This window comes from Rhodopirellula sp. SH410, from assembly GCF_055811895.1.
In genome coordinates this window covers 2,605,121-2,619,357 of record NZ_CM147949.1, presented here as the reverse complement: position 1 = coordinate 2,619,357, position 14,237 = coordinate 2,605,121, and the positions used below count along the sequence as shown (strand labels likewise).

The 14,237-nt window shown below is 59.4% G+C and carries 8 protein-coding genes; all 8 read right to left on the bottom strand.

The window, feature by feature from the left end; all coding sequences use genetic code 11:
• Positions 1 to 47: 47 nt before the first annotated feature.
• On the bottom strand, positions 48 to 452 hold the full coding sequence (locus SH410x_RS09660; RefSeq protein ID WP_473676296.1) for an Ig-like domain-containing domain: 405 nt from the start codon (positions 450 to 452) through the stop codon (positions 48 to 50).
• A gap of 150 nt (positions 453 to 602) precedes the next feature.
• Positions 603 to 1,925 (bottom strand): tetratricopeptide repeat protein, encoded by a 1,323-nt coding sequence (locus SH410x_RS09655; protein WP_473676295.1) that lies wholly within the window; start codon positions 1,923 to 1,925, stop codon positions 603 to 605.
• Positions 1,926 to 1,950: 25 nt separating this feature from the next.
• Positions 1,951 to 3,762: an ICP22 family protein gene (locus SH410x_RS09650; RefSeq protein ID WP_473676294.1), complete on the bottom strand. Its 1,812-nt coding sequence runs from the start codon at positions 3,760 to 3,762 to the stop codon at positions 1,951 to 1,953.
• 95 nt (positions 3,763 to 3,857) lie between these two features.
• Positions 3,858 to 6,446: a polyketide synthase gene (locus SH410x_RS09645; protein ID WP_473676293.1), complete on the bottom strand. Its 2,589-nt coding sequence runs from the start codon at positions 6,444 to 6,446 to the stop codon at positions 3,858 to 3,860.
• A gap of 24 nt (positions 6,447 to 6,470) precedes the next feature.
• On the bottom strand, positions 6,471 to 9,398 hold the full coding sequence (locus tag SH410x_RS09640) for a VWA domain-containing protein (protein ID WP_473676292.1): 2,928 nt from the start codon (positions 9,396 to 9,398) through the stop codon (positions 6,471 to 6,473).
• Positions 9,395 to 12,040 carry a BatA domain-containing protein gene (locus SH410x_RS09635; RefSeq protein ID WP_473676291.1) on the bottom strand — a complete coding sequence of 882 codons (2,646 nt, stop codon included), beginning with the start codon at positions 12,038 to 12,040 and terminating at the stop codon, positions 9,395 to 9,397. The genes SH410x_RS09640 and SH410x_RS09635 overlap by 4 nt, the downstream gene beginning before the upstream one ends.
• A gap of 279 nt (positions 12,041 to 12,319) precedes the next feature.
• Complete coding sequence (locus tag SH410x_RS09630; RefSeq protein ID WP_473677283.1) at positions 12,320 to 13,186, bottom strand: DUF58 domain-containing protein; 867 nt, start codon at positions 13,184 to 13,186, stop codon at positions 12,320 to 12,322.
• Positions 13,176 to 14,222: an AAA family ATPase gene (locus SH410x_RS09625; RefSeq protein WP_473676290.1), complete on the bottom strand. Its 1,047-nt coding sequence runs from the start codon at positions 14,220 to 14,222 to the stop codon at positions 13,176 to 13,178. The genes SH410x_RS09630 and SH410x_RS09625 overlap by 11 nt, the downstream gene beginning before the upstream one ends.
• Positions 14,223 to 14,237 lie beyond the last annotated feature (15 nt).

The following is a 14,237-nucleotide window of genomic DNA, read 5'->3' as shown; positions in this document are numbered from 1 at the left end:
CGGCGGTGTGAAAGGCCCATCATGTCCCATTGCATGAGCCCTTCCCCTTATCGCGACGTCCGAAAAACGAGCAGGTAGGGAACAGCCGACTTGCCGTTGGCGTCTTGAAATCCACCGAATTTGCTACTGTTGAGCCACAGACCATAAGTCGTTTCGGGTTGCAACTTGACCGGTAGCACGCAGGTCCGTTTGTCGATGTATTTGGGTTTGCCAGCGAGGGTCGGGAATGAATCCTTGGTCACCGTCGACCACGACCATGAGGCGTCCTTCATGTCTTTGCTAAAGACGACTTTAATTTCCTTAACGTCGGGGCTCACCGCCGGGTCGCCTGCCACCGGGCTGGTTTTGACCACGACTGGCGGCATCCCTTCGAGCGTCAGCGGCTCGTCTGCCAAGGCTGCAATGGGTGCGATGACGCAAACACAGAGGAGGGTGAATAGGCAACGATGCATGGGAACAGATCTCCGAAAACCAAGGAAACTGAGGGCACTGTCGATCATTGCCGAGTCTCTCCGGGGCACGCATCGGCAACGCTCACCCGAGTCTCCGAGAGACTCAGGCACTCAGATAACAGGCTCGCTGCCCGCCCTACCAGGGCGCGACTACTTTTGCTGGGTAGCCAGTTTGCGGAAGTAAGCTTCGATCGCTTCGCGGTAGTGCGTGGGGAGATCGCGGCTGATCTGTTGGAGTGACTCTTGGCGTTCCGCAGGCGGCAGATTACCCCAGCCATTCTTATCGCTGTTGTCCTTGCGGTCGACATCGCCCTGGCCGCTGGCACCGGCGATTTGGCTGTCTTGCATCGGTTGCGATTGGCCGCCGCTCGGGCTGCCGCCCTGCTGGCCGCTTTGTTGTTGCTGCTGCTGTTGCTGTTGTTGCTGCTGCTGTTCTTCAACCTTATCGATCAGCTTGGTGAGTTTGTCGATAATCACTTGCTCGCGTTGTTGGGTCGCCTCGTCGGCACGCCCCAAATCCAATCGCCGCGTCACGTCAGTCATCAGCCGCGAAATCTCATCGAGCGAATCCTCTTTGAGCGGTTGAATATCAGCGATCATCATCTCGGCGATTCGTGAGTACCGAACCGGAATCTCGTCTTTGTGCTGCAACAGCGTCCGCAAATCAGCCAGAGCTTCTTTGGTTTTCAACAGCGAGTGATAACACACGGCGCGATAAAACAGCAGCGACGCGGCATCCGGTGAGTTTGCGGGATCGACTTCCGCAAAGATAGGCAAGGCTTCGTCATAGTACCGGGCGCGGACCAGTTCCCGACCGATCCATGTCCGCAACGCCGCACGCATTTCAGGGGGCAGCGATTCCATGCTCGCGTAATCCGGGCCGCTCGGGTCGAGACGGGGCGGCAGTTCGAGCAACCGATCCTGCGCGCGCGTCACCATTTCGCTGACTGCATTGATCTGCAGGGCAACGGCTTGAACCCACGCCGTCAGCGGCTCACGATTGTCTTGCCGCACATCGGTGAGGAACTGTTGAGCAGAACGGCCAACCTGCTCAGGAGGGGCGCCGATCGTATCGAGGGAGCGGCGAAGCAGCTCCGACATGGCCGTCGCGTCGAGCGGTTGCCAATCGGCATTCTTCTGCAACGCTCCATCATCGACTGAATTCGTCGATGGACTCAAACGCTGGTCATCCAACGGGGTGGCTTCGTGTTCAGGGATCAACGACTCCGGTGGCAAATCTGGGTTCGCCGGCAGCTCATCGGCCTCCGGTGGTTCTGCACTCGGTTTCTCTGCCACCACTTGCCTCCCAACGGGTCCGAGTGGAGAAGACGTCGCCGCCATGAGATGATTCGGGTCGCTACCTCCCGCGAGAAAAACGCTGCCCGCCAAGGCGGCGAACCCAAGCTGTTTCAACCACGACGCGAGAATGGGTTGATTATGAATTGGCCGATCGGTTTTCATCATAGTTCGCATTGAATTCTCTTTCCGGCAAACGAGGTCATTGGTTCCGTTTGGTGACCAGATCACGGGTGATTTGGTACAACCGATCCTGTCTCTGCGCGAGTTCTCGTAACAACGGCAACACGTCTTCGCCGTCGGAACGGTCCTCGCCCGCCTCGTTCTGTTGTAGCAGATCCCCGTATCGGTCCGTTGTGCCGTGGATCCGGGTCTGCATCGTCCGCAGCAACTTCAGCTCGGCCAGGACCTGGACGAGCGGTTCTTCCTCGGACCCCTGACTGCCTGGTTGTCCTTGCTGCTGCTCCTGTTGCTGCTTCTTCTCATGATCTCGCTGCGCCTTCGAAAGGGCAGCGATCATTTCTTCCAAAGCGGCTAAAATATCGCCTTGGATACCTTGGGTGACCCCATCAATCTTACTCTGCCCCAGCCGGGTCGTGACTCGTTTGGTGTCATCTCGCAGCTGCTGGATCACTTCGGGAAACGCGACACTCGACCCCTCCTCGCGGAGCAGCAGCATCGCACGGTCGGCCTCGAGCGTGATTTTCTGTTCTTCAAAGGCGAGGTCGCCTGATTTTAAATCCGTGGTTCGGTCCCGTTGTGACTGCGGTGTCTTGGCCAGCTGTTCGGTCTCGTCGAGCACGGCGGACTGCATCGCCGCCATCTTCCTAAGACGTGCTTCGAGCTTGGCGAGTTCGCGTTGGATCTCTTCCTCACGCAGTTGTCGCAGGATTTTCTCGAGTTTGTCGATCGCTTTACGCAGTTCCTCTTCGGCTTGACGCTGCTCCTGGGTCGCTTCGCCACGATCGTTTTGTGCGAGTTTCTCCTGTGCCTTCTGCATCCGAGCAATGGCCTTTTGCAACTGGTCTTGAGCCTCCTGCTCAGGCGACTTGGGCTGCTGCGGCGTTTGGCTTTGCTCCGCATCGTCCTGGTCACTCGAATCGTTTTTGTCAGGCGATTGGCCGCCTTCGGGCGGCTCGGAAGGGTTCTTCTGCTCAGAAGCCTCCTTCGACTCGGACGACTCCTTCGACTCGGACGGCTCGTTGGACTCTGCCGATTGAGTAGGGTCACTGGCCTGCTTGGAATCACCTGGCTCTTTCGGTGATTTGGGTTCACTGGCCTCTTGGGAGTCGCTGGACTCTTCGGGATCGTCCGATTCCGGGGGATCGTCCGACTCGGGAGGTGCATCCGACTCGGGAGGGTCGTCCGACTCGGGAGGGTCGTCCGACTCGGGAGGGTCGTCCTCACGAAACTCCTCACTGAGCGCTTCGGCACGCTTGGAGATCTCCTCTTGTTCCTTCAACACCTCATCGATCGCCACCCCGTTCTCGGTGCGAGCCCGCACGCTGCGCTCGTTTCGCTCGCTCAGCCGTAACTGCTTGATCATTTCGGCAATGCGTTTTTTCTCATCGCGGATGCGAGAGCTGCGGTCTTCGCTGAGCAGCAATTTGAGCAGACTTTCCAGCTCGCCGGTCGCCGATTTTTGATCTTCGAGGGCTTTGGAGAGCTGGCCACTCGCGATCAGAGTACTGGCTCCACGCATCTTTTCGAGCACAAATCGCTCACGTGACTGGCGAGCGACTCGCTTCAACAACGCTGCTCGCTCGGGATTCTCGCGACCCTCGACGTCTGCCAATCGCAGCAACAGCTCCTCGAGGCGAGCGTACCGTGCGGCGACGCTCGATTGCTTGGCCACCAACGGATCGCCCGTCTCGTTCACGGCGCTCGCGTCTTGAGCCCGTGTAGGCGGAGCCATCACACAGATCGACGAAATGCACAGAAAGATCGCGACCCTGACCCCCAGGCGGCTGCCGAAGGAAGCGGGGATTCGTCGTGTCGATTCAATGACGTGCATAGGGATGCTATGATCAGGAATGTGACGGTGAAATCTTAACCGACGCAGGGGCTGCCGCGGTAACTGCAGGCACCCGCTGGAAGCCTACGTACATGCTATTTGAACAGATCCAAGACGCGATTCTTCTGTTCGTCCTCAGTTTCGTCCAACAAACTTTCTTGGTCCTCGATTAATCCTCGCATCAAGTCTAATATCTCATTGAAACTCTCCAAGTCCAGCATTTTTTCCAGGACCGCGGATAGTTGCAACAAGATTTCGTCGTTCGTCGCGACTGCGTCACGCACCGATTGCTCCATTTGGGCGACCGTGGCCACGTCCGCATTTTCGCCTCCCACAGGATCGGCTGTCGACATCAAAACCCGTTCCAATTCGACAATTTGACGCCCTAAACGAGGGAAAGGTTCCTCCACCACGGCGCTGAGAGGCATCCGAACGCCTTGTTCGAGACGCTCGCGACGGTCGACTGAGTCAATCCGATTATTGATCATTTCGAGTACTAAATCGTCCAGACCGGCGACGATTCCAGCCAGTTCCTCGGTCGACTTCGACGCCTGCAAACCAGCCTGGCGGATTCGCAACTGGACCCGCTGGCGGGAGCGAAAATCTTCCCGTTCGACGTCGTTGGGTTGTTTCGCCGCGTCAGAGTCCTCGCTGTTCGCCGCAGGGACAGTCGCCTCTTCTGCGGGTGTCGTGGGAGGGGCGTCGGCGGTCAGCTTTTCGATCACCTTGGTCGCTTCGCCTTCGATCGCAGTCAGGCTCTGCCGCAGCCGGCGAGTCTCGTCGATGGCTTGCTCGAGACGCGAACGAAATTCGAGTTCCCGACGCTCCAACGTCGCCAGCAACGTTTCTGGCGTGACGACTTGCAGCCGGACGATTTCCCCCTGCGTCACATGCTCGGCACCCAGGTCGAAACGGTCTTGAGCGGTCGTGCCGATCGTCACCGTCGCGCCCGGCACGATGGTCTGAAGTACTTCTTGATCGACGAGTTCACGCAGATCAATCGCGAACTCAGCCTGGCCCGCCCGATCGAGTTCGGGTGTGAGCAAATGCTCTTGCTCACCCGGTACCGAGGGCACCGACGGCAACTCGCTATCGGTCTCCAACTCAAGTTGACTTCGGACCCTCATCGTCACCGTCATCTCGTCGACACCATAGTCGTCTGTGGCATTGGCGGTGATGGGTAGGATCGCAATCGGGGTGATCGAACTTCCGATCCCCGATAGCTTCATGGTCGTCACAGGCGGTTCGTCACGCACAACACCGATGAAATAACGATAGGCTGCCTGGGCGGAGATGCCCTCGGCGTCACGGGGCACGATGCGAATGGAGGTGGCACTGCGAAGATCGTCGAGCTGCAAAGTAAAACTCATCGCATCATCAGCGATCGTCACCGGCACCTCATCGGCAGCCTGCATTTCGCCCTCTGGTGCTTCGCCCTCTGGCGTTTCGCCCACAGGCGTTTCCTCTGGCGTCGACGCGGCTTCCCCCGACCTCCCCGATGTTTGCCGCCTAGCCTCAAAATCATCCCCCGAGACGACCACGTCCACCTCGCCAATAGGTGAACTGGTTCGCCCCACCAGGGTCAACGAACTGCCCTCCCGAATCCGCACGCCCGCTTGGTAGTCGAGCTGCTGGTCGTACTGATCATCGACCGAGAACACTCGCAGGTAATCGGGATATCGAACTTGCATCCGCATGTCGGCGATCGCTGGCGGATCGACCGCTTCGATACGGAAATCACTGAGTCGGTCGTCGAGCCCGCGGATCGTTAGCGAGACCGACCCGGCGAGCGAGGCCAAGGGCGGCCCATCCAAAACGAATGACTGGTATCCATCGACGACGCGACCGACACGGCGCAGATTGCTCTGCCCTCGTTTGCCCTCCTCATCGACGTAGGAAACGGTACACAATGCGGGAACTTCGTGCCCATGCTCCTCGCCGGCCGCCCGAATTCGCAGCGTCGCATGACTCCCTCGCGCCAGACGCACGACTCGATTATCGAACTCCACCAACTTCGTCGCGCCGTCATCGTTCTCGGTCGCGGCGATGATGGGCACTTCGACACCAACCATTTCCAGTGCGGCGCGGCGCGGCCAAGGTGAATCGGACCACAGCGTCAACCGACTGACCGCGCGGGCAAACGTGCTCGGGCTGGCGACCGCCATGACCACCATGGCGAGCAGCAGCGGCACGACGAACATCAGCTTCTGTCGAATCGGCTCGGTACGGAAGACTCGGCTCAGGTCCACATGCGGGACTTGCCGCTCAGCTTCCAGGAAGACCGCCTTCATGAACGTCGCACTATGTGCATCGCCTTCGCGTGGCGTCTCACCCAACTGCACCGCCGTCACGAATCGACCACCAAGCTCTGGGTGCTGGCGTTCAATCAACAACGCGAGCGAATCATCCGGCAGTTTTCGCCGCAGCGGTGAGATCAAGAAACGCCACAACAGGACAGCGGCCACCGCCAGCGTCGTGATCAAGACCACCGCTCTGGCCGATCGCGGCATCTCACTGCCACCGATTCGCACCGGTAAATAATCAATCAAGAACGCGATCCAAAACGCTGCGAGTATCGCCGCGACGACCGCCAAGAGTGAATCCCACACGATGTACCGACGCACTCGATGTCGCAGTCGCGATAACAGTGTTTGCAGTTGCGGATGCATTGTCGGTTCAGTCATGAGGATTGAAAAACTAAAAACTACTTATGCCAAACGGTGCAGTCGACGCGTCACCCATTCAAACGTGAGCACCGACGCAATCAACCACATCAAGACTGCGTTGCGGCGTTCTCCAAAGAGCAGATCGGGTGTCCCGGCGAGCACGGTAACCTGCGGCTGGGCGACCATTTCGGAGGCGAGTTTAGCCGCCAGAGTCGCGGGGCTCTCACTACCATTGACGGGGAAATAAATGCCCTGCGTCGCGGCGGCCAACTGAATCAATTCGTCGTCGGCACGCCTCGGACGCTCCAGCTCGCTGGTCGGCAATCGCACCTGCACACTCTGCCGCAAAACCTCTTCGTCGAGAGCGTCACCCACGGTCAACTGAATCTCATAACCACCACTCTTCGTTGCGACGAAATTGCCCGTGTACGTACCGCCGCGAGGCGAATCGGCAGCGGGTGTCAAACGTAGATCGCGGAATCGACCGTCCGGGGATAGCAACTTGGCCGTCACAAAGGGTTCGTTGAGAGGTTGATATTGGTCGTCCACGAGCACGGCTCGCAGCGTCACGGTCTGGCCAACCATCGCGCGGGTGGCGTCAGCCAACAACATGCCCCGCTTACTGTCACGAAGCAATCGCCCTTCACTCACCCAGCGAATCAGTTTGGTGTAGTAGCTGTCGAAATACTGGTCGCCAGCCGCCCGCAACCGCCACATCTCGCCACTGCCTTGAAAGTAGACCCGCCCCGCACCATAGAATTGGCTCGCAAAATAGATCGGTAGATTCCCACTAATCTCAGTCGTGGGATCCGAGAAATACGCATAGACCTTCGCCCCGGGCTTGGCACTTTTGACGCCCACAAAGTCATAAACGCTACCGACCTGCTGCCAAATTTCAAAACTCTGCTGAGGCGTGTCGGCAATCCACAAAAATTCCGCAGTAGCCGCTTCGGGAGTGAACTGCAGTGGCCAGGCATTGCGGCCGCCTTGACGTCCTCCTCCTAACAAGGGCCCCCGTGTGGCGAGATTAACGGGAAAGAAACCACGGATTTGATTCGTTCTGGCGTCACTTCGATCGGCCGTGATCTTGGGGTGGTAGACCGGACCGGCCACCAACACCATGCCGCCCGCTTGCTGGCTCAGGAAACGATCGAGCAGGTCGAGCGATGCCGACCCGATCGCTGACCAATCGGGATCGAACATCACCACCGCGTCGTACTCGAACAGTTCCTCGGCGGTCTCAGGAAACGCGGTCAACAATTCGTCAGCGTCTTGGCTCATGCCCGGCCGTCCCGTTTGCAGCCAGACATCGAGTTGAACCGATTCGTCGCGAAAAAACAGGTTGCGAACAAAGCGATATTCACGGGTCGGCCCCCCGGCAATCGCGAGCACCTTCAATTTCCGAGCAACGACTTCGTAACGTGCCGTTTGCATGTCGTCGATGCGGTTGTGGTCATCCGGAGGCGCAACGATGCGTACGGCAAGCCGCCGGCGACCGACCGTTTGCGGCTCGATCTCAAAGCGAATGTCCGTCAGGGTGGCGTCCGGTTCCAGGCGGACATGCCGGCTTTCGAGCACCTGCCCACCCGGCAGACTCGTCGCCGCCTGATCTCCTCCACCGGCGTCCGCGGCATCCTGATCGTCGTTATTGTCCAAGGCGTCGATCAGTTCGACATCGACGTCGAGTGCGGATTTGCCCGTCGCCTGCAACACCGCCGCGACAACGAACTTGTCGCCCGGATAGACGCGCCGGGGTACTTCCAAGTCGACGACGCGCACGTTTGTCGGCGGCTGACTGCTGCCCAAGCCAACGGGGTACAACGCTACCTCGTCGCGGCGGGCCATCGTGCGGGCCGACGCGAGCGGGGTGGGACCATTGTTCTGCCCGTCAGTGATCAGTACCACCCCCGCCAAAGTCGTCGCGTCGTGGTCAACCAAAATGGAACGCAGTGCATCACCAATCGGGCTCAACGGATCGCTCGCGGCGAGTTGCGATTCCCAATCAATCGAAATCGCTTCGGGAGCCCGCAGAGAGTCCTGGTCCTCCCCCTGCGTGTCATCGTCCGACGGGATAAGCGGATCCGCGCCGCGATCGGATTCCCGCTCCTCACCGTCGGCACCCTCGGCACCCTCGGATCCCTCGGATGCCTCGGAGGAACTCGGTGCCGAAAGTCCGACAACGGATTGAAACGACTGATCCGTACGGACAGTGTAAACGCTACCCAGCGAAATGATGCCGATCACCATCGTGATCGCGGCCACCCACAACATCCACCCCACCGTTTCGCTGCGGTTGGAGCCCTTGGCGGATTGGTTGTCGCCGTCCGGATTCGACCGAGCCGGCCGCAGCGAAGCGGTGGCCCCCGTGGCCAACGCCAGCACACTTGCGATCGCAAAGATCGCCAAACAAAAGGATCCGAACAACGCAAACGGACTCGTCGAAATGCCGCCGGCAGTACCAGACGGCGAACTCCGCTGACTCGCTTGCGAACTCACGTTGGCTTCCGATTCGGCGTCCGCTTCGACGGTCGAAGATGTCGAAATCAATCGTGGCCCTCCCGCTCCTCCCACCGCATAGACGCTCGTGCGATGATCCTTGTTTAAGGTGTCGACCAGGTCGGACTTCGCGACCAGATCAACGGCTGCCTGGGTACGCGACGTCGAATCCGGTCGATCATCCGCCGGCAGCGACATCGATTGGCTGGTATCCACCAAGATCACGACCTCGCTCGGCCGCGTGACGCTCCGTTCGGTACGGCGGACCAAATCAAAAAACAGAAAGACGAGCGCCAGCACCGCGACTAAACGCAATCCCACGAGGGTCCAACGCACCGGGCGTACCAACTCGGCGACGTCGCGACGATAGTAAAACATACAGATCGCCAGGGCCGCGACGATTGCCACGACCAGCGACGCCCACACCCACCATCCATCGATCGCCGCGGCGCGAGCAAATTCATAAACAATCATCGTGTCACCCCCACGGTGTCTGTGTCCTGAGGCGCAGTGGACGGTTTGACCCTGCGATGCCGGGAGCGCGTATGGGGCCGCGATTCACTCGCAGAATTTGGATCGTTCAGCGCCGATGCCCGGCGGAGGAAACTGTGGCCGCTCGCCTCACCGGCGGATGGTTTGACATGATAGGAAGCCCAAGCAGCCAGGGCTTGTTCGACAGCCAGCAAGATCGCCAGGAGCGCCAACAGCAGCAGCAGAAACGTGGACATGCCACCCACGTTGGAATCATTTTCCCATTGCGAGGTGGAGATAAACTCAATCCCCAATCCGGGTAGGTCGCGAAGGATCTCAGCCTGCGGCATCGCCGCCAAATCACTTTCGCCCAGCCGCAACACCGAAGCCATCGGCAACACGCTGGTCCGCCCGTCGACGGCCGTCCGCTGCCACTCGTCGACCCCCGGCATCAGGAAATCGTCCAGCCCCGCCTCATCGGCGATCAACATCTCCGCCGGCGACACTTCGATCAATGGTGACTGATCGTCGGCTTCCAACTCGATTGACAAACGCGGCGGTTCATCGGCCGGCAATAACAACAATGCCGTCGGAAGATAGGTGTCACCGGGCACCGGCAGGACGGCGGGCTCGTCGACCAGTCGCGACGTCGGAGGCGCCGCACCGCTGAACAACATCGCATTGGTTTGCAACAAGAACACGACGAAGCTCGGATCGCCCGGCCAGTTATTCCACGCCCCATCCAACCCTGACATGACGGTCACGATTCGACCGCGGCCGAGACCATGCCGTACCGCGATGGGTTGACCATCCGAACGGGCCAGCAAAACGCGAGTATCGAGGGAATCCGTCGCCTCGGACGCACTGGGCTCGCCGACACCCCCGTCCAATGCCAAGGGATCGGATGCCCGAATGCCCTCCGGTGCAGAGTCAGGTACATCCAACGCCCCATCTTCCACCGGAACACCCGCCACCGGAACCCATGCACGCTGCATGTTGACGAGGCCAAAGACAGCGTTGCCGGCTCGAGAAATCGGGCCCAGAAGGTCGCCGTCTTTGCCGAACACCACCCCACCGCGATTGGATTCACCGGGAACCACTCCATCACTCGCTGCCGGGGACGCCTCCCCGCTGGATTGCACGCGATCAAGCTGAAAGGGCAACAGACGGCGATCGTTTCCTGTCAGCACACGGTTGTAGTTCTCACGGGAGACATCCGAACCGAGGAACCACGCCAAACCACCACCATCGCGCACGTATTGCTGGAGAGTTTGAGCGAGTCGATCGCTGATTTCGGGGAGGTCAATCAAATAGATCGCTCGATATCGCTGCAACGTTTCCAAGGAAGCGTCACGGAGCATGGCGGCCGGGCGAACTTCCGGAATCGCGCCAATGCGAACCTGGCTGCCGGGGTCCAATACGGAGGAAACATGGTACGCACCGAGCCCATCAGCGTTCCCGTCAATGATTAACACACGTTGGGCGTCCGCCAATGGGATCGTGCAGACGCGGGTGTTGTCGATCGCCAAAGCGTCGTCGGGCAAACCGACGCGGACCACATGGGTTCCCTGGCGATCGATGTAGATCTGGAATGACTTGGTCAGTTGCTGGCCAGCGGGAATGGACTCGATCATGATCGCCGGCAAACTCTGTATTTCACCGCTGAGCGAGGAGGTCGGATCGGCAACGTTCACGTCGTCGCCATAGGTGATCACCGCGGCGGACAGAGCCACGTTCTTGACTTCGGTATCCGAGTAGTTCTTCACCGTCACGTTCACCATCACCGGCACGCCCGCGACCCACACATCGGGTTCGGGAGCCAGATCGGTGATCGCAAGGTTCCGCGGCGAGACGGCCTCCGCGTTCTCAACGCAGTCGATCATGCGGATTTCCGCACCGCCCTTCTCCGCCTTCTGCAACGAGGCGGCCAAACGGCGTGGCGACTGCCAATCACGCCGCGAGAAATCGCTGATCACATACAGACGCCGCTCGTCCGAAGGATTGGCATCGAGCAGATCGCCCGCCAAGTCGATCGCGGGCACCAGGTCGGTTCTCAAGGTCGATGCCCGGGTGCTCATCAATCGTTCGATCTGACGAGCGTCGTGAGTGACCGTTTGCGCAGCGATGTCAGCGGCCGCATCGGCGGTCCCGGTTTTCGAATTGCTGAGCACTGCGGCGCGACTCGCCCGCATCACTGTCAGTTGATGCACACCCTCGTCCGCACTGAGCCGCCGAACCAAAGTACTGATCGCTCCCAATGCACGGTCATAGGCCGTCGTATCAGGCCCAGACTCACCCGTCAGTTCGCCCTGTCCCGCACCACCACCGACACGCTGCCGCATCGAGTAGCTGTCGTCGAGCACGATCACATGGTGCGTCGTCTGTCCTCCGATCGCCCCGATAAAACGTTTGCCGCCAATCAATCCCGCCAACACCGCGATCAATAACGCCGCGACCGCCAATCGAGTCAGCAGGAGCAAGAGTTGACGCAACACGATCCAGCGACGCTGCTTGCGATAACTGGCCATCAAAAAATCCATCGCCGCCCACTGCGTTCGACGATGGCGCAGCAGATTGATCAAGTGAACCAGTAGCGGAACACCGACAAAAAGGAAACCTGCGGCAAGAGCGGGATACAGAAACAAGGATGAACGAGGAGTTAGAGGGCGAGGGAGTCCGTTACTTATACACAAATCGATTGATGCTGAAGGCGTTACAGCAATTGGCCGGTGGTCGAGCGAAGCGAACAACCACCGGAAATGGGGAGCACAGGTCAATCGACCCTGAAGAGGTCGCAGTTCGTCGGCACCCGCGCAGAGTCTCCATTCGGGGTCGTGTCATGGGCGAATGCTCATGACCGCGGGTGGCGCGGCGTTCACACATGGCGAATTGCTTAAATTTCTCCAGGATAAACCTTCTTTCTTCTATTTCCTTTGTCTTGCTGATAGGAATTTGGCGAGGACGGCGTCGAGCGGGTCGGAGGTGCGGACCTGCATCGCGTCGATCTTCAATCGGCCGCATGTTCGACGCACCTGCTCCAGAAATTGATCGAGGGCTTCGAGATACCCCTGGCGCAGTGCGGCAGGATTGCAATTCAAAAACATGGGGTCTTCCAGACCTTCGAAACGGGTCGCACCGGTGAACTCAAAGTCCACTTCGTCATCATGCAAGACTTGAAACAGGGCCACGTCATGGCCTTGGGCACGCAGCAATCGCAGGCCTTCGGTGAGCGACTCGACACCGAGCAGGTCTGAGATCACGCACACCAAACCACCCCGTGGGATCGCCGCGGCGACTTGGCGGGTGACCTTGGGCAACTCCGTCTCACCATCGGTGGTCGAGGACGCCAGCGACCGCAACATCCGATGCAGCTGATGCTGATTACTGCGCGCCGGAATGCTGTCGCGGATTTGGGTGTCGAATGTGAATAGTCCCACAGCATCTTTTTGCCGCAGGGCGAGATAGGCGAGCGAGGCGGCAACCGAAGCGGCGTACTGAAATTTATTCCGCTCGCCTTCGCCGTACCCCATGCTGCCGCTGCAGTCGACCAGTAGGTGCAAACGGAGATTCGTTTCCTCCTCGTACTGCTTGATCGTCAAGCGATCCTGACGCGCATACACTTTCCAATCGATGTGCCGCATCTCATCACCGGCCACATAGGGTCGGTGCTGCAGAAACTCGATCGACTGGCCGAAGTACGGACTGCGATGCATCCCCGAGAGAAACCCTTCGACGACCCGGCGGGCCGTCAGTTCCAATCGGCGAATACGGGCAGTGACTTCAGGTCGCAAATATTTTTTGGAATCGGGCATCACGTGACAATTCGTCTTCGGTCGTAGGAGTCGCTCCGATGATTCGCTCAATCACGTCATCGCTCGTGATGCCTTCGCTCTCGGCTGTGAAGTTTACCACCATCCGGTGGCGCAGGACTGGACCGGCGAGCGAGGAAATGTCTTCGACCTGCACGTGATGGCGCCCCTGCAGCAGCGCTCGGGCCTTACCACCCAAAATCAAGAACTGGACCGCGCGCGGCCCCGCCCCCCAGCCGACGAGGTCGTCGACGAAATCGGGCACGCCCGCTCCGCCAACGCGTGTCTGACGAACGAGTGACAGTGCATAACGGATCACATGATCGCTGACCGGCACCTGGCGAACGAGGTGTTGCAACCGCAGAATTTCCTCGGACGTCAGCACCGGCTCGGCGACCGCGGTCGCGATGCCCGTCGTGCGGCGAGCGACTTCGAATTCCTCGTCGAAACTGGGGTAGTCGACGAAAATTTTGAACATGAACCGGTCTTGCTGCGCCTCCGGCAACGGATAGGTGCCTTCCTGCTCGATCGGGTTCTGGGTCGCCAGCACAAAAAACGGATCATCGAGCACATGCCGCTCGCGCCCCGCAGTGACCTGCCGCTCTTGCATCGCTTCAAGCAGCGATGCCTGGGTTTTGGGCGGCGTCCGGTTAATTTCATCCGCCAAGACAATATTGGCGAACAGAGGTCCCGGCATGAAACGCAATTCACGGTGGCCCGATGCGCGGTCCTCTTCGATGATTTCGGTACCCGTCACGTCGGCGGGCATCAGGTCGGGAGTGAACTGAATCCGGCTGAACGAAAGATCGAGCGTTTTGGCCAGGGTGCTGATCATCAGCGTTTTCGCCAATCCCGGGACCCCCTCGAGCAACACATGTCCGCGGCTGAACAGACAGATCAAAATCTCGTCAATCACATGTTCTTGACCAACAATGATCTTGCCGAGCTGGGCCAAAACCCGCTCGCGGGCGGCATGTAGCAAGCCCACGTCGGATTCACTGACAGGGGGTTGGTTCATTCAGACAGTCTCGAT